The organism is Ideonella alba (genome assembly GCF_018069875.1).
Taxonomy (GTDB): domain Bacteria; phylum Pseudomonadota; class Gammaproteobacteria; order Burkholderiales; family Burkholderiaceae_C; genus Ideonella; species Ideonella alba.
The window spans coordinates 122,213-144,460 of the sequence record NZ_JAGQDF010000015.1 but is presented as its reverse complement, the minus strand read 5'-3'; the positions used below and the strand labels follow the sequence as shown (position 1 = coordinate 144,460).

Here is a 22,248-nt window from a genome sequence, read left to right as displayed (position 1 = left end):
CGGACCTCGGCGCCTGAACGATTGTTTCGACTGCCCGACACCGTTACTGAGCCAATAAACCACCCGAAACCGGGGTTTCTCGGTCGCCAGGGTCTTCCCGGGGGGCGTCGCCCAAGCGACATCGGCGCTCGCGGCGGCGCCGCCACAATCGCCGGCCATGGGACGCCTTTACCTCGTGCGCCATGGGCAGGCCTCATTCGGCGCCGACGACTACGACCAACTCAGCGCGCTGGGCGCGGTGCAGTGCCGGCTGCTGGGCGAGCACCTGGCCCGCCACGGTCTGGTCTTCGACCGGGTGCTGACCGGGCGGCTCAAGCGCCACCGCCAGAGCCTGCAGGCCCTGATGGAGGGCTACGCCCGGCCGCTGCCCGAGGCCGACGTGCTGGCCGGCCTGGACGAGTACGACAGCGACGCCGTGGTGCGCGCCATCCACCCGGGCGAGCTGCCGCGGGCCCGCACGCCCGAGCAGGCGCGCCAGCACTTCCGGCTGCTGCGCGAGGGACTGCTGGCCTGGATGGACGGCCGGTCGCAGCCGCAGGGCATGCCCAGCCATGCCGAGTTCCGGGCCGGCGTGGCCGATGCGCTGGCGCGCGCCCGCGAACACCACCAGGGGCACGTGCTGGTGGTGTCCAGCGGCGGGCCGATCTCCACCGCCGTGGGACTGGTGCTGGACGCGCCGCCGGCCAGCGTGGTGGACCTGAACATGCGCCTGCGCAACAGCGCGCTGTGCGAGATGGTGGCGTCGGCCAGTCGCCACAGCCTGTTGAGCTTCAACACCCTGCCTCATCTGGACACGCCGGCGCTGGCCAGCCACATCACCTACGCCTGAGCCACCCGGTGGGCCAGCGGCCGCGGCACCGGCGCGCGGCTGGCGATGTAGCCGCCGGTCTCCAGCGCCCAGCCTTCGGTGGCCTGGGCGGTGGGATGCAACTGCACCACGGTGCCGCCCGGGCCGCCGCCCAGGCCGCTGCGCGCCGCGCGCGCCACCAGCGCTTCGGCCTGGGCGGCGTCCAGGTGGCGGGCAAAGCGCTGCCAGCGGCGCAGCAGGGCGCCGTCGCGCCAGGCGTCTTCCAGGCGCTGGCGCAGACGCAGCGGGTCGCGCTCACGCACAGCGTCCCAGGCGCGCGGCAGCAGGCTGTGGAAGACCAGCTGGAAATCGCGCCGCACTTCGCCGGCCGGCAGCAACTCGGCCAGACGCTGGCTGGCGGCGGCGTAGCCCGGCTGCAGCAGCAGCCGCGTGACCAGCGCCTGCAAGCCCTGGATCGGGTTGAGCAGGCGCAGCCGGTTGGGCGGCAGCATCAGCAGTGGCAGGCTGGCGGCCACCTCGTGCGGCAGCGGCGTGACAAAGCTCATCAGCACCGCCATCCGGGCCCACTCGGCCGCCGTCAGGCCGTCGGCCATGCCGCCCGGGCGCTGCTCGGCCAGCACGGCCATCAGCCGGGCCTCGTCCCAGCGCAGGTCGGCCTTGGCCTGGTTGGCACGCAGGCTGATCACCGCCAGGTTGCCAGCCGCGTAGCCGGCACCGTTGTGCACGCGGTCGACCGAGGCGTCGGTGTCGGCGCCGCTGGCGTGGGTGAACGCGGTGCGGGTGACCGGGCAGACGGCCGTGTCGATCTGTGCCAGGTAGTGGGGCGTGACCTGCACACCCTCGAAACTGCGGCCGCGGCGCCAGGCCTGCACGCGCAGTTGCAGCCACTTGCGCACATGGCGGCTGGCGGGGCGGCTGGCGCGCGGCGCGCGCTGCCCGGTGCTGGCGAGGCCGGCCTCCCAGCCCTGGCGCAGCGGGCAGCCACCCCCCAGGTGTTCAGCCGGCGGCACCAGGCCGTGGCGGGCGAAGTCCCAGCCCAGCTCGAAGCCGGTGCGCTCCGGGCTGTCCGGCTCGGGCAGGGGCAGGGCGCCGCCGCGGGGCAGCTCGGGCTCGTCGTCGAAGGCGAGGGCAAGGGCAACCTGGGCCATGGGAAACTCCGTGTGTCGGGTGGGGCACCCGGCGCCACGCCCGGTGCATGGAACGCAGTCTGGGTTGCGACAGGCTCAGGACGTGAGCCAGTGGATCCTGGGCCCCCGCGGATTTCTCCGGTGTGGCGGTTATGCTCCAGGCTCACGCCATGAGCTTCACACCTGCTACGGAGGCCCTCTGGACCGCACCGAACGCTTCTACCGGATCGAGCTGCTGATCAAGTCGCGCGGCGGCGTCAGCTTCGACGACCTGCTGACCGAGCTGGAGGTCTCGCCCGCCACGCTCAAGCGCGACCTGCAGTACCTGCGCGAACGCATGGACGCGCCCATCGTCTACGACCGCTTCGACAACCGCTACCGCTTCGAGGCCGGCGGCAGCGCGGCCGCCCCAGCGCCGGCGCACCAGCTGCCCGGCGTGTGGTTCAGCGAGGCCGAGATCCACGCGCTGCTGACCATGCACCAGCTGATCGAGGGCCTGGACGCCGGTGGCGTGCTGGGCCGCCACCTGCAGCCCTTGCTGGACAAGCTGCACGGCATGCTGGGCGCAAGCGAGGGCGAGGCGCGCGAGCTGATGCGCCGGGTGCGCATCGCCAGCCCGGCGCGCCGGCCGGTGCCCAGCCGCTGGTTCGAGCGGGTGGGCAGCGCGCTGCTCAAGCGCCAGCGCATCGACATGCGCTACTTCACCCGCGGCAAGGGCAGCGAGTCGCAGCGGGTGGTGTCGCCGCAACGCCTGATCCACTACCGCAACACCTGGTACCTGGACGCCTGGTGCCACCGCAGCGAGGGCCTGCGCCGCTTCGCGCTGGACGCGGTGCGCGAACTGCATGTGCTCGAGGACCAGCGCGCCCGCGACGTGGCGATGAAGACGGTGGAGGCCGAGCTGGATGGCGGCTACGGCATCTTCAGCGGCAAGGCCACGCAGACCGCCACGCTGCGCTTTGACGCCGAGGCCGCGCAGTGGGTGGCGCACGAGGAGTGGCACCCCGAGCAGCAGCTCAAACCGCTGCCCGATGGCGGCCTGGAGATGCGCCTGCCCTATGCCGACGCCACCGAGCTGGCGATGGACATCCTGCGCCACGGCCCGCATGTGCGGGTACTGGCGCCGGCCGCGCTGGCACGCCAGGTGGCTGATCAACTGCGCGGCGCCGCGCAGCAGTACGCATGAGCCCGCCGAGCCGCCTCCAGGGCGAATTCCGGAGTGCGCAGCACGAAGGTGCTCCAGTGAGCGCGCTGGCGCAGATGCTGCTGCGGGTGGACGCGCTGCTGGTGCAGGGCGGGCGCCGGCTGCTGGGCCTGGCGGCCCCACCGGGCGCCGGCAAATCCACGCTGGCGGCGTCGGTGGCCGCCGCACGCCCGGGGCAGGTGCAGGTGCTGCCGATGGACGGCTTCCACCTGGCGCAAGCCGAGCTGCAGCGCCTGGGCCGCGCTGACCGCAAGGGCGCACCGGACACCTTCGATGTGGGCGGCTTCGTCGCCCTGCTGCAGCGCCTGCGCACCCAGCGACCGGGTGATGCCACCGTGTGGGCGCCGGCCTTCCGACGCGAGATCGAGGAGCCGGTGGCCGGCGCGATCGCGGTGGAGGCCGCCACGCCGCTGCTGCTGGTCGAGGGCAACTACCTGCTGCACGACGCCGATGGCTGGTCCGCGGTGGCGCCGCTGCTGGATGAGTGTGGCTACCTCCATGTCGACGACGCGCTGCGTGTGCCACGGCTGATCGCCCGCCACGTGGCCCATGGCCGCTCGCCCGAGGCGGCAGGTGAGTGGGTGGGGCGCAGCGACGAGGCCAATGCCGCACTGGTCCAGGCGTCGCGCCCGCGCGCCCACTGGGTGCTGGAGGGCGACTGATGGGCGACGACCTGCTGCGCGTGCGCGCCGAGTTCGCGCGCCTGCAGAGCCAACTGGCCCGCCGTGGTCTCACGCTGCGGCCACCACCCCCGGAGCCGACCAGCTGCTGCGGGCGGGGCTGCAACGGCTGTGTGTGGGAAGGCTTCTATGCCGCGGCGGGGTACTGGGTCGAGCAGGCCCAGGCCTGCCTGGGTGAGGCCGCTTCGCCCTAAGATCCTGTGACAAATCCGGGGAGTCTCAACATGCGTCGTTTCGCGCAATCCGCGCCCGCACTGATCCTTGTCGCCGCCCTGATGTCGGGCTGTGCCAGCCATTACCTGGCGGCCGCCGAGTCCGAACAGCAGGCCGCCGATGACCTGCGTCGCGCTGGCGCCGGCGCCACCACTGCCGCCAGCGACGCCCAGTCCCGCGCCAACCGCAGCCGCCAGGCGGCGCGGTGCCAGGATGCCCTGGCATGTACGCTCGACGTGATCGGCCAGGTCGTGTTGAGCGTGTTCCTCGGGGATGTGGACGGGCGTTGAGCGGCCATCGGCCCGGGCACGGCGCAAGGGTCCAATGCACGACGTGAAGGCATGAAGGTCACGGTCATCAGCGACACCCATGGCGACCACGCCGCTCTGGGCGCCTTGTCGGGCGACGTCCTGATCCACTGCGGTGATGTCTGCCTGGGAAGCCACCGTGCGCCGCAGGTGCTGGATGACCTGGACGCCTGGTTCGGGCGCCAGGCCTTCCGGCACATCCTGTTCACCGGCGGCAACCATGATGATCTGGTCGAGCAACGGCGCCTGCGAGGGCAACGCGTCTTCCGGCACGCCACCTGCCTCGAGGACGAGGGCGTGGAGATCGACGGCTTCAGGTTCTACGGCGCGCCCTGGGTGCCCGAACTGACCGAGTGGGCCCACTACCTGACCGATGACGAACTGGACCGCGCGTGGCGCAGGATCCCGGCGGACGTGGACGTGCTGATCACCCATACACCGCCGCGGGGCGTGCTCGACACCAACTCGCGCGGCAAGGCCTGTGGCTGCCCGTCGCTGGCCAGGCGGGTGGCGGAGGTTCGACCCCAGGTGCATTGCTTCGGCCATGTCCACGCCAGCGCGGGCACGCAATTGCTGGATGGGACGCTGTACATCAACGCGTCGGTGGTCAACAGCCGCTACCGGGTGGTGCGTTCCCCTGTCAGCATCGAGCTCCAGCGCCCTCGACCGCGCACCTGATCCCGGCCAGCCGAGGCGGCGCCTCAGGCTCAGCCGGCCGCCTCGACCACCATCTGCACCCGCTGCTGGCCCTGGAACTCGTCCAGGCTGAGGCGGTAGGCCAGGCGCACCGTGTCGCCCACCGGTTCGGCGTGGCCAAACCAGATCGCGTCGCGCAGCTGGCCGCCGTGGCGCACCCGCAGCTTCAGGTGCTTCTCGCCCACCAGGCGCTGGTTGACCACCTGCACCTGGTCGCAGAACAGCGGCGCCTCGAAGCCCTGGCCCCAGACCGCGGCGTCCAGGCGCTGCACCGTCTCGGCGTTGAAGTACTCCAGCGGCAGCGGGCCGTCGGTGGTGATGGTGCGGGTCAGCGCGTCGGGCGGCAGCCACTCGGCGGCGATGGCGCGCAGCGCGGCGTCGAAGCGGGCCACCGCGGCTTCATCCGCCAGCGTGCAGCCGGCGGCCATGGCGTGGCCGCCGAAGCGCAGCAGCAGGCCGGCCTCGCGTTTGCTGACCAGGTCCAGCGCGTCACGCAGGTGAAAGCCCGGGATCGAGCGCCCCGAGCCCTTGAGTGCGCCGTCCTGACCACGCGCGAAGACAAAGGTGGGGCGGTGCAGCCGGTCCTTCAGGCGACCGGCGACGATGCCCACCACGCCCTCGTGGAAGCCGGGGTCGAACAGCACCATCGCCGCGGGCGGCGTGCCCTGCGGCATGCGGTCCTCCAACAGCAGCTCGGCCTGTTCGCGCATACCGGACTCCACCTCGCGCCGCTCGCGGTTGATCGCGTCGAGCTGGCGCGCCAGCTCGTCGGCGCGGCCGGGGTCGTCGGTCAGCAGGCACTCGATGCCCAGGGTCATGTCGGACAGGCGTCCGGCGGCGTTGATGCGCGGGCCCAGCGCAAAACCGAAGTCGAAGGCGCTGGCACGCTCGGGGCGGCGGGCCGCGGCGCTGAACAACGCGGCCACGCCGGGCTGCATCTGGCCGCGGCGGATGCGTTTGAGGCCCTGGGCCACCAGGCGGCGGTTGTTGTCGTCCAGGCGCACCACGTCGGCCACCGTGCCCAGGGCCACCAGGTCGAGCAGGCTGTCCAGGCGCGGCTGGTTCGCGGCGTCAAAGGCGCCGCGCGCGCGCCGCTCGGCGCGCAGCGCCAGCAGCACGTAGAACATCACGCCCACACCCGCCAGCGCCTTGCTGGCAAACGCACAGCCCGGCTGGTTGGGGTTGACCACGGCCTCGGCGGGCGGCACCACCGGCTGGCCGTCGACCACCGCGGGCAGGTGGTGGTCGGTCACCAGCACCCTCAGGCCGCGCGCCTGCGCATGGGCCACGCCGGCCAGGCTGGCGATGCCGTTGTCCACGGTCAGCAGCCAGTCCGGCCGGTGCTGCTCGATCGCTAGGTCGACGATGGCCGGGGTCAGGCCGTAGCCGTGCACCGCGCGGTCGGGCACCACGTAGCGCAGTTGCGCGGGCTGGGCGCCCAGCAGCGCCAGGCCGCGCAGCGCCACGGCGCAGGCGGTGGCGCCGTCGCAGTCGTAGTCGGCCACCACGCACAGGCGCTGGCCCTGCTCGATTGCGTCGGCCAGCAGGCGGGCGGCGTCGGTGGTGCCCTTCATCGTGGCGGGTGGCAGCAGCTGGGTCAGGGTGTCGTCCAGCGCGGCGGCGTCGCGGATGCCACGGCCGGCGAACAGGCGCGCCAGCAGCGGATGCTGGCCCTGCTGCTCCAGGGCCCAGGCGGCGCGCGGGTCGACCTCGCGGGTGACGATGCGGGGGCCGTGCATCACAGCGCCCCCAGCAGCTCGGCCAGGTCCAGCGGACCGGCCGGCCACAGGCGCCACCAGGGGCGCGGCGGCGCGGCGCTGCCATCGAGCTGCAGCGCGCAGCGCTCGCCGCACAGCCACAGCTGCAGGGGCTCGCCGGCACGCACACGGCGCTCCGCCTCGGCCAGCGGGCCGGCGTCCAGCGTCCGCCAGGCGTCGGCCCAGGCGGTCCAGTCCTCGGCCAGCGCGGGGCCGCGCAGGCGATCGTCGACCTGCAGGTTCGCTGCGGCCGGGGGCGTTGGTGCGGCGCCGGTGCCGCTCAACCAGAAGGAGTTGACCGGCCGCTGGCGGCGCGCCTCGCGGGCCTCGTTCAGCGGGTGGCGGTGCAGCAACATCTGCACCTCGGCCTGCAGGCGGCGCAGCGGACGGTCCAGCGGATGCGTGTTCAGCCACAGGTCGACGTTGCGTCCCACCACGCGGTCCAGCGACGCGCTGGGCAGCTGGGCCAGGCTGGGGTGGGTCACGTACCAGCGGCTGGGGGCGCCCCAGTGCAGGCGCCAGCCGTCGTCCTCGAACAGGGGACGCACGGCGTCGAACAGCGTGCGCGAGTCGGCCTCGTCCAGGCCCAGCTCGGCCGGGTCGGTCAGCGAGACCTGCTCGGTGCCCACATGCCAGTGCGTGGGGCTGAGCAGCGCCCAGCCGCTGCCGGTGTCGGCAGGCAGGCCATCGGCCCGCGCGCCGTGGGCGGCCAGCGGCAGCAGGCCATCGGCCACCGCGGGCCAACCCAGGGCCTGGGCGATGGCGCGTTCGTGGGGCGTGTTCAGGCTCAGCTCGTCGCCATCATGGCGCGTGCGGCGGCAGCGCGACAGCAGGGACTGCAGGTGGGGGAGGGTGAGGGCACCGGCCGCCTGATGGGCGGCGGGAGACAGCGAGGAGGCGAAGGGAAGCACGAGGTGCATCGCCGGATTATCCGGTCACGGTAGCATGCGCGGATGTTCTCGCCCGGGTCTGCCCCGTTCGAGTGGCAGGTCGGCTGGCGCTACACCCGCGCCGGACGGGCCGGCCGCCGCAACGGCTTCATCTCCTTCATCTCCTTCGTCTCGGTCGTCGGCATCGCGCTGGGCGTGGCGGCGCTGATCATCGTGCTGTCGGTGATGAACGGCTTCCAGAAGGAGGTGCGCGACCGCATGCTGGCCGCGATCGCCCACATCGAGGTGCACTCGGCCGATGGCGCCGCGCTGCCCGACTGGCCCGCGCTGGCCGCGCAGGCCACGGCCGAGCCGGGCGTGCGGGCCGCGGCGCCCTTCGTGGCGGTGCAGTCGCTGCTGGCGCGTGGCGAGCTGATGCGCGGCGCCGTGGTGCGCGGCGTGCTGCCCGAGCAGGAAGCGCGGATCACCGAGCTGGCCGCCGGCCTGGCGCGCGATGGCACGCTGGCCCAACTGCAGCCGGGCGCCTGGCGCATCATGCTGGGCGGCGAGCTGGCGCGTGCGCTGGGCGTGCGGGTGGGGGACCCGGTCACGCTGATCGCGCCGGGCGGGCAGGTCACGCCGGCGGGCGTCACGCCGCGGCTGAAGCAGTTCACCGTGGCGGGCATCTTCAGCGTCGGCCACTACGAGTACGACAGCGCGCTGGCCCTGATCCACCTGGACGACGCCGCGCGCCTGTACCGCACCGACGGCGCCACCGGCCTGCAGCTGCGCCTGGACGACGTGCAGCAGGCGCGGCGCATCGGCGCGGCGCTGGCCGAACGCCTGGGCCCCGGCGTGCTGGTGCGCGACTGGACCCGCACCAACGCCGCCTGGTACGACGCGGTGCAGATCGAGAAGCGCATGATGGGCATCATCCTGACGCTGATCGTCGCGGTGGCTGCCTTCAACCTGGTGTCCACGCTGGTGATGACGGTGACCGACAAGCGCGCCGACATCGCCATCCTGCGCACGCTGGGCGCCAGCCCGCGCTCGGTGATGGGCATCTTCGTGGTGCAGGGCGCCACGGCCGGCGTGATCGGCACGCTCAGCGGCGTGCTGCTGGGCCTGCTGGTGGCCTTCAACGTGGGGTCGATCGTCGGCGCCATCGAGCGGCTGCTGGGCGTGGCCTTCCTGCCGGGCAGCATCTACGTGATCACGCGCATGCCCAGCCAGCCGCTGGCGTCCGACATCGTGCCGATCGCGCTGATCTCGCTGGCGCTGGCCTTCCTGGCCACGCTCTACCCCAGCTGGCGCGCCAGCCGCATCAACCCCGCCGAGGCGCTGCGCTATGAGTGAGTGGGTGCTGGAAGCCCGCGGCCTGGGCAAGCGTTTCACCGAAGGCCCGCTGGACGTGAGCGTGCTGCGCGCCGTGGACCTGAGCCTGCGCGCGGGCGAGACCGTGGCCATCGTTGGCGCCTCGGGCTCGGGCAAGAGCACGCTGCTGCACCTGCTGGGCGGGCTGGACGCGCCCAGCAGCGGCCAGGTGCGGCTGATGGGCCAGGACCTGGGCGCGATGGGCGCCGCGGCGCAGGGCGCGTGGCGCAACCGCCACCTGGGCTTCGTCTACCAGTTCCACCACCTGCTGCCGGAATTCACCGCGCTGGAGAACGTGGCGATGCCGCTGCGCATCCGCCGCGAGCCGGCCGAGCAGGCCCTGGCCCGCGCCCGCGAGGCGCTGGCCGAGGTGGGCCTTTCCGAGCGCGTGGCGCACCGGCCATCGGAGCTGTCGGGCGGCGAGCGCCAGCGCGTGGCGCTGGCCCGCGCGCTGGTCAGCCAGCCGGCCTGCGTGCTGGCCGACGAGCCCACCGGCAACCTCGACCGCGACACCGCCGAGCGCGTCTTCACGCTGATGCTCGACCGCGCCCGCGAGCGCGGCATCGCCTTCGTGCTGGTCACCCACGACCCGGCGCTGGCCGCGCGCTGCCAGCGTCAGCTGCGCCTGCAGGACGGCGTGCTGGCCTGAGGGCGCTGACGTCGATGTGGATCGACACCCACTGCCACCTCGACGCGCCGGAGTTCGACGCCGATCGCGAGGCGGTGGTGGCGCGGGCCCTGGCCGCGGGTGTGTCGATGCAGGTGCTGCCCGCGGTGGAGGTGGCGAACTTCGAGGCCGTGCGCCGCCTGGCGCACCAGCATGGCCTGGTCTACGCGCTGGGGATCCATCCGCTCTATGTGGACCGCGCCGCGGACGAGGACCTGGACCGCCTGCAACAGGCCCTGCTCACCCACCGCGACGACCCGCGGCTGGTGGCGGTGGGCGAGATCGGCCTGGACCACTTCGTGCCCGGGCTGGACCGCGACCGGCAGCAGCGCTTCTACACGGCGCAGCTGAAGCTGGCGCGCGAGGCCGGCCTGCCGGTGATCCTGCATGTGCGGCGCAGCGCCGATGGCCTGCTGGCGGGCCTGCGGCGCATCGCAGTGAGCGGCGGCATCGCGCATGCGTTCAACGGCAGCCACCAGCAGGCCGCGGTGTTCGCCAGCCTGGGCTTCGCGCTGGGCTTTGGCGGGGCGATGAGCTTCGAGCGCGCGCTCAACATCCGTGCCATCGCCGCGGCCGTCGACGCGCACGTGCCGGTGCTGGAGACCGACGCGCCGGACATTCCCCCGCAGTGGCTCTACCGCACGGCGGCCCAGCGCGCGGCCGGCCTGACCAGCCGGAACGAGCCGGCCGAGCTGCCGCGCATCGCTGCCGAGCTGGCCGCGTTGCGCGGCTGGACGCTGGCCGAGACTGCCGAGCGGTGTGCCGCCAATGCCCGCCGGGTGATACCCCGGCTGGCGCCAGGGTGACAGGTTCGGGATGGGCAGGCACCGACCTCGCGGGGACACTGCCGGCCATCCATCCGTCTTGAAGGGCACGATCATGCTGTTTCGCTCGCTCCTCGCCGCTGCTGCGGCCTGCCTGATGGCCACCACGGCCGCCACGGCCGCCGCTGCCGGCCCTGGCGACCTGCGTTATGAGCTGCGCACGCACGCGGTGGATGCCAGTGTCGCGGCAGCCGCCCGGGGCGGCCAGGTGATCAGTGCCGACGGGGCGCCCTGGGTGCGCCTGCTGTTCAAGCGGCTGGATCTGCAACCCGGCGTGACGCTGCGCATCACCTCGCTGCAGGACGGCGCGCAGCAGAACCTCACGGCCCGCAGCGCGCGTGACTGGCGGCAGACCTCGGCCTACTTCAATGGCGCCGCGGTGCGGGTGGAGCTGATCGGCACCCGGCCGGGCCAGCGCAACCGTGTCGAGATCGCGCAGATCATGGTCGGACAGGCGCAGCCTGAAAGCCAGTGTGGTCCCACCGACGACCGCGTGGCGTCGAATGCCGCCAACCGGGCGCGGCTGCTGAACGTGGGCTGCACCGCCAACATGATGGCCAATGGCTGCTTCATCACCGCGGGGCATTGCCTCAGCACCGCGTCGCTGGTGAACGTGGTCGAGTTCAACGTGCCGCCGTCCAACAGCAACGGCTCGCTGAACCATCCGCCGCCGTCCAGCCAGTACGTGCCCACCGCCAACCGCCAGTTCACCAATGGCGGCATCGGCAACGACTGGGGCGTGTTCACCGTCAGCCCCAACAGCGAGACCGGCCTGACCCCGCTGCAGGCCCAGGGTCCCGGCCTGCCGCTGGCCACCACCGTACCCAGCGTCGGTCAGTCCGTCGAGATCACCGGCTACGGCGTGGACACCGGGGCCGCCAACCAGACCCAGCAGGTGCACAGCGGCGCGATCACCTCGGTCAGCACCACGCTCAACCGGCTGCAGTACAAGGTGGACACCACCGGCGGCAACAGTGGCTCGGCGGTGCTGCAAGGGGGTGAGGTCGTCGCCATCCACACCCACGCCGGTTGCAACACCGACGGCACCGGTGCCAACCAGGGCACGCTGTTCACCCACCCGGGCTTCCAGGCTGGCTACGCCGCGGTCTGTGGCGGCACCACGCCGCCCACCTGTGGCGATGTCGTCAAGCTCAAGGCCAGCTGCACCGCCGGCAAGCTGGTGGCCACGCTGCTGCTGGCCGATGACACGCACGCGGGCCAGACCGTGACGATGACGGTCGATGGCGCGGCCTTTGACGTGCCGATCTCGGCCAACAAGGCCAAGCTGGTGCGCAAGGGCCAGGCCAGCGGCAACCATGTGGTGACCCTGACCGAGCCGGCCAGCTGCGGCATCAGCAAGACCGTCGCCTGCCCCTGAGGCCCGGCCACCGCCCCGGGCGCCTGGGGCGCTGAGGGCGGCGGGCTTCACGCACCAGACATCGGGGTCGCCGCGCCTGCGGCGAGAATCGGCGGGTGCTGGTCGGTCTGCCCCCTGTCGTGTCCCCCGCCACCCGCTTGCTGCTGCTGGGCAGCTTTCCGGGGCAGGCGTCGCTGCGTGCGGGCCAGTACTACGCGCATCCGCGCAACCAGTTCTGGCCGCTGCTCAGTGCGCTGCTGGGCGAAGACCTGACGGCGCTGGACTACCCGCTGCGGCTGGAGCGCCTGCGCCAGCGCGGCCTCGGCCTGTGGGATGTCTATGCGGCCTGCGAGCGCGAAGGCAGCCTGGACAGCGCCATTCGCCAGCCCCGACCCAACGACCTGGCCGCGCTGGTGGCCGGTCTGCCCGCCTTGCGCGGCATCGCCCACAATGGCAGCGAGTCCGCCCGCAGCATGCGCGTGACCGGGGCGCTGGGCGTGCCGGTGTGGCGGCTGCCGTCCACCAGCCCGGCCCATGCCAGCTGGTCCTTTGAACGCAAGCGCGACGCCTGGGCCGACGCCCTGACCGCCTGCCAGGTGATCCCATGAGCCGCAAGACAAGCTCCCAGCCGATGGTCGGCGCCACGATGTCCGAAAGCGACGGTGTGCGCTACCTGCACCTCGACTCGATCTGGATCCAGGGGGCCATGCGCATCGCCCGGCCCAACCAGCCCGAGCTGGAGTACATCCAGCGCATGCTGGCCTGGCTGCTCTGGCGGCCCAGCGAGGAGGCCACCGAGGGCCACGCCGTGCAACTGGGCCTGGGGGCCGCGGCGCTGACCAAGTTCAGCCACAAGGTGCTGCGCATGCGCACCACCGCGGTGGAGCTGAACCCCACGGTCATCCACGCCTGCCGGATGTGGTTCCGGCTGGGGGACGACGACCGCCTGCTGCAGGTGGTGCAGGACGATGCAGCCCGCTGGGTGCACGACCCGGCCCATCGCCACTGCGCCCAGGTGCTCAATGTCGACCTCTATGACCACGAGGCCGCGGCGCCGGTGCTGGATGACGAGGCCTTCTACAACGCCTGCCGCGATGTGCTGGACGAGGGCGGGCTGATGACCGTCAACCTGTTCGGTCGCGACAGCAGCTTTGCCCGCAGCGCCGGCCTGGTGGCCCGGGCCTTTGGTCTGGACCAGGTCTGGAGCCTGCGGCCCACCCGCGAGGGCAACACCGTGCTGGTCGCCGCCCGCGGCGTGCAGGTGCCCGACCGCGAGACGCTGACCCGCCGCGCCGAGCAGATCGAGGAACGCTTCGGCCTGCCGGCGCGCAAATGGCTGCGCATGGTGCGCCCGCTGGATCCCGCCCAACTGCTAAGCTGAAACCCATGAGCACCGCTCCCCGCGTCCCCCGCGCTGCGACCTTCCACGGCCGCCTGGACCTGCGCCACCTGCTGCGCTGGCTGCGCGACGACGGCCTGCTGCCCGACGACGAGGCCGAACGCCTGGCGCGGCGCTTCGGCTCCACCGACTCCAGCCTGCACCCGCTGACCCGCCTGGCCGGCGCCGGCCTGGCCGACCGGCGCGACGGGCGTGCGCTCGATGGCGAGGCGCTGGCCCATTGGCTGGCGCGGCGCGCCGGCCTGCCCTTCCTGAAGATCGATCCGCTGCGGGTGGACGCCGGCCGGGTGGCCGAGGTGATGTCCCAGGCCTATGCCGAGAGCCGGCGAGCGCTGCCGGTGGCCGTGGGCCCGGCCGAGGTGACCGTGGCCACCTGCGAGCCCTTCGACCGCAGCTGGGTGAGCGAGATCGAGGCCCACACCCGCCGCCGCCTGAAGCTGGTGGTGAGCACGCCCGAAGACCTGTCGCGCTACACCACCGAGTTCTACCGCGTGGCGCAGAACGTGCACGTGGCGCGCAAGAGCGGCGAGGGCGTCGGCGCCACGCACAGCTTCGAGCAACTGGTCGACCTGAAGGCCCGGGACAACCTGGACGCCAATGACCAGGGGGTGATCCAGCTGGTCGACTGGCTGTGGCAGTACGCCTTCGAGCAGCGTGCCAGCGACATCCACCTCGAGCCGCGGCGCGACCTGGGCGTGGTGCGCTTTCGCATTGACGGCGTGCTGCACCCGGTGCACCAGGTGCCGGCCGCGGTGATGGCGGCGATGACCGCGCGCATCAAGCTGCTGGGCCGCATGGACGTGATCGAGCGCCGCCGCCCGCAGGACGGCCGCATCAAGACGCGCCGCCCCGACGGCGCCGGCGGCGGCGAGGTGGAGATGCGCCTGTCCACGCTGCCCACCGCCTTCGGCGAGAAGGTGGTGATGCGCATCTTCGACCCCGGCACGGTGGACAAGCCGTTTGATGCACTGGGCTTCAGCGCCGATGAGGCGCGGCGCTGGAACGCGCTGATCGCGCGGCCGCACGGCATCGTGCTGGTCACCGGCCCCACCGGCTCGGGCAAGACCACCACGCTCTATTCCACGCTGAAGAAGCTGGCCACCGAGGAGGTCAACGTCTGCACGGTGGAAGACCCGATCGAGATGATCGAGCCCAGCTTCAACCAGACCCAGGTGCAGCCGGTGGTCGAGCTGGGCTTTGCCGAGGGCCTGCGCGCGCTGATGCGCCAGGACCCGGACATCATCATGGTGGGCGAGATCCGCGACCTGGAAACCGCCGAGATGGCGATCCAGGCGGCGCTGACCGGCCACCTGGTGTTCAGCACGCTGCACACCAACGACGCGCCCTCAGCCATCACCCGGCTGGTGGACCTGGGCGTGCCGCCCTACCTGATCTCGGCCACCGTGATCGGCGTGCTGGCGCAGCGCCTGACACGCTCGCTGTGCCTGCAGTGCCGGCAGCCCGATCCGGTGGTCAGCGCCGAGCTGGCCCAGGAATACGCTGCGCCCTGGCGCCCGCTGACCGAGCCCCAGGCCTGGAAGCCGGTGGGCTGCCCGGCCTGCCGCCAGACCGGCTACCGCGGCCGCACCGCGCTGTATGAGCTGATGGAGCTGTCCGAATCACTGCGCAGCACCATGCACCCGCAACTGGACGAGCCGGCGCTGCGCCGTGCCGCGGTGCAGGCGGGCCTGCGGCCGCTGCGCATGGTGGGACTGGACCAGGTCGGCCGCGGCCGCACCACGCTGGAAGAGGTGCTGCGCAGCACGCCGCGCTGGGAATGCTGAGGCCATAGGCGGGTTTTCCCCAGGGGGTGGGCTACGTGTTGCCCGCAGGCGGTCGCGCGGCGGGCGTTCCTAGAATGCCGCGAACCCAATTGAGAGGAGAGTGTCCCCATGCATATCAAGAGCCAGAAGGATTTCTGGTCGGGGCTGATGTTCGTGGCTGTCGGCGTCGGTTTCGCCTGGGGCGCCACCGAATACAGCTTCGGCAGCTCGGCCCGACCCGGCCCCGGCTACTTCCCCTTCGGTCTGGGGGTGCTGCTGGCCATCCTGGGCGGCATGGTGCTGTTCAAGGCCCTGACGATCGAAACCAGCGACGGCGAGCCGGTGGGCGCCTTCGCCTGGCGGCCGCTGTTCATCATCCTGGGGGCCGTGGCCCTGTTCGGCCTGATGCTGCCGCGGGCCGGCATGCTGATCTCGCTGCCGGTGCTGGTCGTGCTGTCCAGCCTGGCCTCGGACGAGTTCAGCTGGAAGGGCTCGATCATCAACGCCGTGGTGCTGACCGCCCTGTCCTGGGTGGTGTTCATCAAGGGCCTGTCGCTGACCATCCCGCTGCTGCCGGGCGCCTGAGGACATCGCTGCCATGGATCTGTTGAACAACCTGGGCATTGGCTTCGCCACGGCCTTCACCCTCACCAACCTGCTGTACGCCTTCGGCGGCGCCGTGCTGGGCACCCTGATCGGCGTGCTGCCGGGCCTGGGCCCGGTGGCCACGATCGCGATGCTGCTGCCCAGCATCTATGCGCTGGACGCCACGCCGGCGCTGATCATGCTGGCCGGCATCTACTACGGCGCGCAGTACGGTGGCTCGACCACCGCCATCCTGATCAACGTGCCGGGTGAATCCAGCTCGGTGGTCACCGCGATCGATGGCTACCAGATGGCCCGCAAGGGCCGCGCCGGTGCCGCGCTGGCGGCGGCTGGTCTGGGCTCGTTCTTTGCGGGCTGCGTGGGCACGATCATCATCGCCGCCTTTGCGCCGCCGCTGACCGAGCTGGCCTTCCAGTTCGGCCCGGCCGAGTACTTCAGCCTGATGACCCTGGGCCTGATCGGCGCGGTGGTGCTGGCCTCGGGCTCGCTGGTCAAGGCGATCGCGATGATCCTGCTGGGCCTGCTGCTGGGCCAGATCAACACCGACGTCATCTCGGGCACGCCGCGCTACAGCTTCGACATCCCCGAGCTGACCGACGGCATCGGCTTCGTCACCATCGCCATGGGCGTGTTCGGCTTTGGCGAGATCATCGCCAACCTGGGCCGGCCGTCCGAGCACCGCGAGGTCTTCACCAAGAACGTCTCCGGCCTGTGGCCGACCAAGCAGGACTTCGCCGACGCCTTCCCGGCGGTGCTGCGCGGCACCGCACTGGGCTCGATCCTGGGTGTGCTGCCGGGCGGCGGTGCGCTGCTGGCCTCGTTCGCGGCCTACACCGTCGAGAAGAAGACCCGGGGCCGCAAGGACGAGGTGCCCTTCGGTCAGGGCAACATCCGCGGTGTGGCTGGCCCTGAATCGGCCAACAACGCCGGTGCGCAGACCAGCTTCATCCCGATGCTGACGCTGGGCATCCCGCCCAACGCGGTGATGGCGCTGATGGTGGGCGCGATGACCATCAAGGGCATCCAGCCTGGTCCGCAGGTGATGAGCAGCAACCCCGAGCTGTTCTGGGGCCTGATCGCCTCGATGTGGATCGGCAACCTGATGCTGGTGATCCTGAACCTGCCGCTGATCGGCATCTGGATCAAGCTGCTGACCGTGCCCTACAAGCACCTGTTCCCGGCCATCCTGGTGTTCTGCTCGATCGGCCTGTTCACGCTGAACAACAACACCTTCGACGTCTACATGGCGGTGCTGTTCGGCTTTGCCGGCTACCTGTTCTTCAAGCTGGGCTGCGAGCCGGCGCCGCTGCTGCTCGGCTTCATCCTGGGCCCGATGATGGAGGAGAACCTGCGCCGCGCGCTGCTGCTCTCGCGAGGCGACTGGGCCACCTTCCTGACCCGTCCCTTGTCGGCCGGCCTGCTGATCGCCGCGGCCCTGCTGATCGTGGTGGTGATGCTGCCCTCGATCAAGAGCAAGCGCGAGGAAGCGTTCCAAGAGGACTGAGCCCGGACCGAGGACGTCCCTGCGGACGTCCGAGTGCCTGGCGAAGCCGGGACGGCTTGCAAGCCGTCCCGGAGCCGGCGGACCAGGGCGGCAAGCTCGAGTGCCTGGCGAAGCCGGGACGGCTTGCAAGCCGTCCCGGTGCCGGTCGATCAGGGCGCTGAGCTCCCATGACACTCGCCCCGCCTCGTGCGGGGCTTTTCGTTTCCAGGCGACACTGTTCCGCTGCCGATGAGTGACTCCAGCGCTTCCGCCCTGGCCCCCTTGCAGGGCCGCGTCTTCCGCATGCTGTGGCTGGCCTGGCTGGCTGCCAACATCACCATGTGGACGAACGACGCGGCGGCGGCCTGGCTGATGACCACGCTGACCGACAGCACCACGATGGTGGCGCTGGTGGCGGCGGCCTCCACCTTGCCGGTGTTCCTGCTGGGCCTGCCCAGCGGCGCCTTGGCCGACCTGCTGGACAGGCGCCTGTATTTCGCCAGCACCCAGCTGTGGGTGGCGGTGGTGGCCTGCGTGCTGGCGGCGGTGTCGCTGTCGGGGGCGATGACCGCGCCCCTGCTGCTGGCGCTGACCTTTGCCAATGGCATTGGCCTGGCGCTGCGCTGGCCGGTGTTCGCGGCCATCGTGCCCGACATCGTGCCCAAGGTGCACCTGTCGCAGGCGCTGGCGCTCAACGGTGTGGCGATGAACCTCTCGCGCATCGTCGGTCCGGTGCTGGCGGGGGTGGTGCTGGCCAGCGCGGGGCCGGGCTGGGTGTTCGTGCTCAACGCGCTGCTGTCGCTGGTGGCCTTCGTGATCATCCTGCGCTGGCGCTCGCAGCAGCGGCGCACCAGTGCGCTGCCGGGCGAGCGATTCGTCGGTGCGATGCGGGTGGGGCTGCAGCATGTGCGGCAGTCGCCACCGATGCGGCGGGTGCTGGCGCGCATCTTCCTGTTCTTCCTGCAGACCGCGGCGCTGACCGCGCTGCTGCCGCTGATCGCCCGCGGCCTGGCCGGCCCGCAGCAGGGCGCCCACCTGTTCACACTGCTGCTGGCCTGCCAGGGCGCGGGCGCGGTGACCGCGGTGATGTTCTTCCCGCGCTGGCGTGAGCGCTTCCCGCCCACACTGTTCGTCACCGTGGGGCCGCTGGTGCATGCGGGCCTGACGCTGCTGATCGCGTTTGCGCCGCACCCGGCGGTGGCGGCGCTGGCCATGGTGCTGGCGGGCATGGCCTGGATCTCGGCGGCCAACACGCTGACGGTGTCGGCGCAGATGGTGCTGCCCGGCTGGGTGCGGGCGCGCGGCATGTCGATCTACCAGATGTGCCTGATGGGTGGCACGGCGGCCGGCGCGGCGCTGTGGGGCCAGGTGGCCGGGCACAGCAGCGTGCGCAGCGCGCTGGTGGCCTCGGTGGTGGCCGGCGTGGCCGTGCAGTTGCTGCTGCGCCGCTGGCCGCTGATCAGCGACAGCGCGCCCGACCCCAGCCCGGCCCAGCCCGCCGGCGGCCTGCCCGAACCGGCGTCGCCGGTCGACCCCGAGGCCGGGCCGGTCATGGTGACCGTGGAATACCAGATCGACCCCGCGCGCGAGGCCGCGTTCAAGGCCGTGATGCAGCAGACCCGCCAGGCCCGGCTGCGCCAGGGTGCGCTGTCCTGGGGCCTGTTCCAGGATGCCGCGGCACCCGGTCGCTACATCGAGTACTTCGTCGACGAAAGCTGGGTGGAGCACCTGCGTCGCCACGAACGCTTCACTGCCGGTGACATCGGCCTGCGCGAGCAGCGCCTGGCTTTCCATCTGGGCGACGAGCCGCCCCGCGTGCGCCGCTACATCGACGCCCAGGTCGAGCCCTGACCCTATGATGCCGCGCATGCATGGCACGCTTCGACCCCTCGCGCTGGTGGCAGTCGCCGCCGCCCTGGCCGCCTGCGGGGGCGGCGACGACGGCCTGGCCGTCGGCTTCGCGGCCGAGGCCTCGCAGTGGCAGCTGGGCTCGGCCGACTACAGCGACGACACCGCGCCCTCCGAGCTGTCGCAGACGGTGGTGGCCCTGCCCGCGCCGCTGGCCGGCCAGGGCCTGCGCCTGGCCGGCCACAACCACAGCGATGACCTGTTCGTCTTCACCGCCCGCCGCATCGACGGCCTGCAGCCCGGGGCGCGCTACCGCGTGCGCTGGGCGCTGCGCATGGTGGCCACGGTGCCCGGTGGCTGCATCGGCGTGGGCGGCGCGCCCGGCGAGGGCGTCACCGTCAAGGCCGGTGCGGCCGGCCGTGCGCCGGCGCGTGTGCGGGAGGGCGCCGAGTGGCGCTTCAACCTGGACAAGGGCGATCAGACCCAGGGTGGCAGTGAGTCCATGGTGCTGGGCAATCTCAGCAGCAGCGGCCGCGACTGCGTGGCCGTGCCGCCCGAACTCAAGCCCCTGTCCGGCGTGCAGCCCACCCCGCTGGTGGCCGCGGCCGATGGATCGGCCTGGGCCTGGGTGGGTTTCGACTCGGGCTACGAGGCCGCGTCCGAGCTGATCCTGGTCGATGGCCGACTGACCCTGGAGCCGCTGTGAACCATTCCTTCAACTACCACTGCCACTACCCCAGCGCGCGCCTGCCGGTGTTCGCGCGCAACATGGTGGCCACCTCGCACCCGCTGGCCGCGCAGGCCGGTTTGCGCATGCTGGCCGAGGGCGGCAGTGCCGCGGATGCCGTGGTCGCCGCAGCCGCGGTCATGACCCTGGTCGAACCCTGCAGCAACGGCCTGGGCTCGGACGCCTTCGGCATCGTCTGGGACGGCCAGCGTCTGCAGGGCCTGAACGCCTCGGGGCGCGCACCGGCCGCCTGGACGCCGGCCTATTTCCGGCAGCGCCACGGCGAGGCGGTGGCTCCCCCGGCGCGCGGCTGGGACGCAGTGACCGTGCCCGGCATGGTGGCCGGCTGGATGGCGCTGCACCAGCGCCTGGGCCGGCTGCCCTTGGAGCGCCTGTTGGCGCCGGCGATCGAGATCGCCGAGCGCGGCTATGCGGTGCCGGTGGTGGTGCAGCAGAAATGGGCGGCGGCGGCGCAGGTCGAGTCGCTGGTGCGCCAGCCGGGCTTTGCCGAGCTGTTCCTGCCCCGTGGGCGCGCGCCGGACGTGGGCGAGCGCTTTGCGATGCCCGGCGCTGCGCGAACGCTGCGCGCGATCGCCCGCAGCGGTGGCGAGGCCTTCTACCGCGGTGAGGTGGCTGCCGCGCTGGCCGCCGCCTCGGCGGCGCAGGGCGGCTCGATGCGCACCGCCGACCTGGCCGGCATGGCGGCGCAGTGGGTCGAGCCGATCGCTGTCGACGCGCTGGGCCACCGCCTGCACGAGATCCCGCCGAACGGGCAGGGCATCACCGCGCTGATCGCGCTGGGCATCCTGCGCCGCTTCGACCTGGCCGCGATGGACCCCGATGGCCCCGAGGCCGCGCACCTGCAGATCGAGGCGATCAAGCTGGCCTTTGCCGATGTCTACCGCTTCGTCGCCGAGCCCTCGGCCATGACGGTGGGCGTGCAGGACCTGCTGGACGAGGACTACCTGGCCGCACGCGCGCGCCTGATCGACCCACGCCGCGCGCAGGTCTTCCAGGCCGGCACGCCCGGGGACGTGCACCGCCGCGGCGGCACGATCTACCTGTGCGCCGCCGACGAGCAGGGGATGATGGTCAGCTGGATCCAGAGCAACTACATGGGCTTTGGCTCCGGCGTGTGTCTGCCGGACTGGGGCATCAGCCTGCAGAACCGCGGCCACGGCTTCAGCCTGGTCGATGGCCATCCCAACCAGGTGGCACCGGGCCACCGGCCCTTCCACACCATCATCCCCGGCTTCCTCACCGATGCCGATGGTGCGCCGCGCATGGCCTTCGGTGTGATGGGCGCCAACATGCAGCCGCAGGGCCATGTGCAGACCTTGGTGCGCATGCTGGCGCACCGCCAGCAGCCGCAGGCCGCCTGCGATGCGCCGCGCTGGCGCTTCAACCAGGGCCTGTCGATCAACACCGAGGCGCACTGGCCAGCCGCCACCGTGGCCGGCCTGGCCGAGCGCGGCCACCAGGTCGAGCCGATCAGCGACAGCTACCAGGACTTCGGCGCCGGCCAGTTCATCTGGCGCCTGGGCGATCCGGCGGTCGAGGGTTATGTGGCCGCCAGCGACCCGCGGCGCGACGGCGCGGCGGTGGGCTGCTGAATGACCGGCGGCGCGCGCGTCTCGGCCTTTGCCTCGGCCCGCGGCGATCAGCTGTGGCCGGGCATCGTGCTGGCCGCGGCCGGCGCCGTGGCCTTCTCGGGCAAGGCCATCCTGGCCAAGCTGATGTACCGCCACGGCGTGGACGCGGTGACGGTGGTGGCCTGGCGCATGGCGCTGGCGCTGCCGATGTTCCTGTCCCTGGCGGTGTGGGCCAGCCGCGGCCAGGCCGCGCTGACGCGGCGCGACTGGCTGGCGGTCTGGGGCCTGGGCTTCTCGGGCTACTACGCGGCCAGCATGCTGGACTTCGCCGGCCTGCAGTACATCAGCGCCAGCCTGGAGCGGCTGATCCTGTACCTGGGTCCGACCATCGTGATGGTGATCTCGGTGCTGTGGTTCAAGCGGCATGTCAGCACCCGGCAGTGGCTGGCGGCGGCGATCAGCTACTCGGGCGCGCTGGTGGTCTTCGGCCATGAGCTGACGCTGCAGGGCGGCGCGGTGGCGCTGGGCGCGGCGCTGGTGTTCGGCAGCGCGGTCAGCTATTCGGTCTACCTGGTGGCCAGCGGCGAGGTGGTGGGCCGGCTGGGGTCGATGCGCCTGACCGGCCTGGCCAGCAGCGCGGCCTGCGTGCTGTGCCTGTTGCATTTCGCGCTCTTCAGGCCCTGGGATGCGGCCGTGGTGCCGGCGCCCGTGGTGGCGCTGTCGGCCCTCAACGCGCTGGCCTGCACCTTTGCACCCGTGCTGATGGTGATGATGGCGATCGAGCGCATCGGCTCGGCCATGACCGCCCAGGTGGGCATGATCGGGCCGCTGTCGACGATCGCGATGGGTGTGTGGCTGCTGGGCGAGCCTTTCACGCCCTGGCTGCTGGCCGGCACGGTGCTGGTGATGAGCGGCGTGTGGCTGCTCGCCCGTTGGCGATAGGAGG

General features: G+C 72.1%; 22 protein-coding genes. 19 read left to right on the top strand and 3 right to left on the bottom strand.

What is annotated here, in order from left to right; genetic code table 11:
* Window positions 1–157 precede the first annotated feature (157 nt).
* Window positions 158–829, top strand: a complete 672-nt coding sequence (locus tag KAK07_RS21920) for a histidine phosphatase family protein (RefSeq protein ID WP_210852206.1) — start codon at window positions 158–160, stop codon at window positions 827–829.
* Here KAK07_RS21920 and KAK07_RS21915 read toward each other — a convergent pair.
* Window positions 820–1,956, bottom strand: a complete 1,137-nt coding sequence (locus tag KAK07_RS21915; RefSeq protein ID WP_210852207.1) for a hypothetical protein — start codon at window positions 1,954–1,956, stop codon at window positions 820–822. The genes KAK07_RS21920 and KAK07_RS21915 overlap by 10 nt on opposite strands.
* A gap of 82 nt (window positions 1,957–2,038) precedes the next feature.
* On the opposite strand from KAK07_RS21915, the gene KAK07_RS21910 reads away from it, so the two are divergent.
* The 5 genes from KAK07_RS21910 (at window position 2,039) to KAK07_RS21890 (ending at window position 5,018) form a co-directional block, all read left to right on the top strand.
* The gene (locus tag KAK07_RS21910; RefSeq protein ID WP_310738486.1) at window positions 2,039–3,121 is read left to right on the top strand and encodes a helix-turn-helix transcriptional regulator; all 1,083 of its coding nucleotides are present in this window, start codon (window positions 2,039–2,041) and stop codon (window positions 3,119–3,121) included.
* Window positions 3,122–3,195: 74 nt separating this feature from the next.
* Window positions 3,196–3,801, top strand: a complete 606-nt coding sequence (locus KAK07_RS21905; protein ID WP_210852281.1) for a nucleoside/nucleotide kinase family protein — start codon at window positions 3,196–3,198, stop codon at window positions 3,799–3,801.
* Window positions 3,801–4,013, top strand: a complete 213-nt coding sequence (locus KAK07_RS21900; protein WP_210852208.1) for an oxidoreductase-like domain-containing protein — start codon at window positions 3,801–3,803, stop codon at window positions 4,011–4,013. The genes KAK07_RS21905 and KAK07_RS21900 overlap by 1 nt, the downstream gene beginning before the upstream one ends.
* Window positions 4,014–4,043: 30 nt before the next feature.
* On the top strand, window positions 4,044–4,322 hold the full coding sequence (locus KAK07_RS21895; RefSeq protein WP_210852209.1) for a hypothetical protein: 279 nt from the start codon (window positions 4,044–4,046) through the stop codon (window positions 4,320–4,322).
* 51 nt (window positions 4,323–4,373) lie between these two features.
* Window positions 4,374–5,018 (top strand): metallophosphoesterase family protein, encoded by a 645-nt coding sequence (locus tag KAK07_RS21890; protein ID WP_210852210.1) that lies wholly within the window; start codon window positions 4,374–4,376, stop codon window positions 5,016–5,018.
* A gap of 29 nt (window positions 5,019–5,047) precedes the next feature.
* On the opposite strand, the gene recJ is transcribed toward KAK07_RS21890, so the two are convergent.
* Complete coding sequence (gene recJ / locus KAK07_RS21885) at window positions 5,048–6,775, bottom strand: single-stranded-DNA-specific exonuclease RecJ (protein ID WP_210852211.1); 1,728 nt, start codon at window positions 6,773–6,775, stop codon at window positions 5,048–5,050.
* Complete coding sequence (locus tag KAK07_RS21880) at window positions 6,775–7,713, bottom strand: hypothetical protein (protein WP_210852212.1); 939 nt, start codon at window positions 7,711–7,713, stop codon at window positions 6,775–6,777. Before KAK07_RS21880 ends, recJ begins: the two co-directional genes overlap by 1 nt.
* A 33-nt stretch (window positions 7,714–7,746) precedes the next feature.
* Here KAK07_RS21880 and KAK07_RS21875 point away from each other — a divergent pair, with 33 nt between their 5' ends.
* From KAK07_RS21875 to KAK07_RS21815, 13 genes are all read left to right on the top strand, one after another.
* A complete protein-coding gene (locus KAK07_RS21875) occupies window positions 7,747–9,018 on the top strand; it encodes a lipoprotein-releasing ABC transporter permease subunit (protein WP_210852213.1) in 1,272 nt (423 codons plus the stop codon).
* A complete protein-coding gene (lolD, locus tag KAK07_RS21870) occupies window positions 9,011–9,685 on the top strand; it encodes a lipoprotein-releasing ABC transporter ATP-binding protein LolD (RefSeq protein WP_210852214.1) in 675 nt (224 codons plus the stop codon). The genes KAK07_RS21875 and lolD overlap by 8 nt, the downstream gene beginning before the upstream one ends.
* 14 nt (window positions 9,686–9,699) lie before the next feature.
* Window positions 9,700–10,509, top strand: coding sequence for a TatD family hydrolase (locus KAK07_RS21865; protein WP_210852215.1), 810 nt, complete (start codon window positions 9,700–9,702; stop codon window positions 10,507–10,509).
* 73 nt (window positions 10,510–10,582) lie between these two features.
* Window positions 10,583–11,905, top strand: a complete 1,323-nt coding sequence (locus KAK07_RS21860; RefSeq protein ID WP_210852216.1) for a trypsin-like serine peptidase — start codon at window positions 10,583–10,585, stop codon at window positions 11,903–11,905.
* A 95-nt stretch (window positions 11,906–12,000) separates the two neighbouring features.
* The gene (locus KAK07_RS21855) at window positions 12,001–12,492 is read left to right on the top strand and encodes a DNA-deoxyinosine glycosylase (protein ID WP_210852217.1); all 492 of its coding nucleotides are present in this window, start codon (window positions 12,001–12,003) and stop codon (window positions 12,490–12,492) included.
* Window positions 12,489–13,265, top strand: a complete 777-nt coding sequence (locus KAK07_RS21850; protein ID WP_210852218.1) for a class I SAM-dependent methyltransferase — start codon at window positions 12,489–12,491, stop codon at window positions 13,263–13,265. The genes KAK07_RS21855 and KAK07_RS21850 overlap by 4 nt, the downstream gene beginning before the upstream one ends.
* 5 nt (window positions 13,266–13,270) lie before the next feature.
* Window positions 13,271–15,067, top strand: a complete 1,797-nt coding sequence (locus tag KAK07_RS21845) for a GspE/PulE family protein (protein ID WP_210852219.1) — start codon at window positions 13,271–13,273, stop codon at window positions 15,065–15,067.
* A 108-nt stretch (window positions 15,068–15,175) separates the two neighbouring features.
* The gene (locus tag KAK07_RS21840; RefSeq protein WP_210852220.1) at window positions 15,176–15,631 is read left to right on the top strand and encodes a tripartite tricarboxylate transporter TctB family protein; all 456 of its coding nucleotides are present in this window, start codon (window positions 15,176–15,178) and stop codon (window positions 15,629–15,631) included.
* Window positions 15,632–15,644: 13 nt separating this feature from the next.
* The gene (locus KAK07_RS21835; protein ID WP_210852221.1) at window positions 15,645–17,156 is read left to right on the top strand and encodes a tripartite tricarboxylate transporter permease; all 1,512 of its coding nucleotides are present in this window, start codon (window positions 15,645–15,647) and stop codon (window positions 17,154–17,156) included.
* Between the two features lie 228 nt (window positions 17,157–17,384).
* The gene (locus KAK07_RS21830; RefSeq protein WP_210852222.1) at window positions 17,385–18,986 is read left to right on the top strand and encodes an MFS transporter; all 1,602 of its coding nucleotides are present in this window, start codon (window positions 17,385–17,387) and stop codon (window positions 18,984–18,986) included.
* A 16-nt stretch (window positions 18,987–19,002) separates the two neighbouring features.
* Entirely contained in the window at window positions 19,003–19,689 is a 687-nt protein-coding gene (locus tag KAK07_RS21825) for a hypothetical protein (protein WP_210863209.1), read from the top strand.
* A 62-nt stretch (window positions 19,690–19,751) separates the two neighbouring features.
* Entirely contained in the window at window positions 19,752–21,323 is a 1,572-nt protein-coding gene (locus tag KAK07_RS21820; protein ID WP_210863241.1) for a gamma-glutamyltransferase family protein, read from the top strand.
* Window positions 21,324–22,244, top strand: a complete 921-nt coding sequence (locus tag KAK07_RS21815; protein WP_210852224.1) for a DMT family transporter — start codon at window positions 21,324–21,326, stop codon at window positions 22,242–22,244.
* Window positions 22,245–22,248 lie beyond the last annotated feature (4 nt).

What these genes read in the sequence shown, in the direction of transcription:
- KAK07_RS21890 (WP_210852210.1), top strand. Translation starts at nt 4,374, where the DNA reads ATGAAGGTCACGGTCATCAGCGACACCCATGGCGACCACGCCGCTCTG.
- KAK07_RS21825 (WP_210863209.1), top strand. Translation starts at nt 19,003, where the DNA reads ATGCATGGCACGCTTCGACCCCTCGCGCTGGTGGCAGTCGCCGCCGCC.
- KAK07_RS21905 (WP_210852281.1), top strand. Translation starts at nt 3,196, where the DNA reads ATGCTGCTGCGGGTGGACGCGCTGCTGGTGCAGGGCGGGCGCCGGCTG.
- KAK07_RS21840 (WP_210852220.1), top strand. Translation starts at nt 15,176, where the DNA reads ATGCATATCAAGAGCCAGAAGGATTTCTGGTCGGGGCTGATGTTCGTG.
- KAK07_RS21895 (WP_210852209.1), top strand. Translation starts at nt 4,044, where the DNA reads ATGCGTCGTTTCGCGCAATCCGCGCCCGCACTGATCCTTGTCGCCGCC.
- KAK07_RS21865 (WP_210852215.1), top strand. Translation starts at nt 9,700, where the DNA reads ATGTGGATCGACACCCACTGCCACCTCGACGCGCCGGAGTTCGACGCC.
- KAK07_RS21830 (WP_210852222.1), top strand. Translation starts at nt 17,385, where the DNA reads ATGAGTGACTCCAGCGCTTCCGCCCTGGCCCCCTTGCAGGGCCGCGTC.
- lolD (WP_210852214.1), top strand. Translation starts at nt 9,011, where the DNA reads ATGAGTGAGTGGGTGCTGGAAGCCCGCGGCCTGGGCAAGCGTTTCACC.
- KAK07_RS21820 (WP_210863241.1), top strand. Translation starts at nt 19,752, where the DNA reads ATGGTGGCCACCTCGCACCCGCTGGCCGCGCAGGCCGGTTTGCGCATG.
- KAK07_RS21835 (WP_210852221.1), top strand. Translation starts at nt 15,645, where the DNA reads ATGGATCTGTTGAACAACCTGGGCATTGGCTTCGCCACGGCCTTCACC.
- KAK07_RS21850 (WP_210852218.1), top strand. Translation starts at nt 12,489, where the DNA reads ATGAGCCGCAAGACAAGCTCCCAGCCGATGGTCGGCGCCACGATGTCC.
- KAK07_RS21815 (WP_210852224.1), top strand. Translation starts at nt 21,324, where the DNA reads ATGACCGGCGGCGCGCGCGTCTCGGCCTTTGCCTCGGCCCGCGGCGAT.
- KAK07_RS21920 (WP_210852206.1), top strand. Translation starts at nt 158, where the DNA reads ATGGGACGCCTTTACCTCGTGCGCCATGGGCAGGCCTCATTCGGCGCC.
- KAK07_RS21880 (WP_210852212.1), bottom strand. Translation starts at nt 7,713, where the DNA reads ATGCACCTCGTGCTTCCCTTCGCCTCCTCGCTGTCTCCCGCCGCCCAT.
- KAK07_RS21845 (WP_210852219.1), top strand. Translation starts at nt 13,271, where the DNA reads ATGAGCACCGCTCCCCGCGTCCCCCGCGCTGCGACCTTCCACGGCCGC.
- KAK07_RS21860 (WP_210852216.1), top strand. Translation starts at nt 10,583, where the DNA reads ATGCTGTTTCGCTCGCTCCTCGCCGCTGCTGCGGCCTGCCTGATGGCC.
- KAK07_RS21915 (WP_210852207.1), bottom strand. Translation starts at nt 1,956, where the DNA reads ATGGCCCAGGTTGCCCTTGCCCTCGCCTTCGACGACGAGCCCGAGCTG.
- KAK07_RS21875 (WP_210852213.1), top strand. Translation starts at nt 7,747, where the DNA reads ATGTTCTCGCCCGGGTCTGCCCCGTTCGAGTGGCAGGTCGGCTGGCGC.
- KAK07_RS21900 (WP_210852208.1), top strand. Translation starts at nt 3,801, where the DNA reads ATGGGCGACGACCTGCTGCGCGTGCGCGCCGAGTTCGCGCGCCTGCAG.
- recJ (WP_210852211.1), bottom strand. Translation starts at nt 6,775, where the DNA reads ATGCACGGCCCCCGCATCGTCACCCGCGAGGTCGACCCGCGCGCCGCC.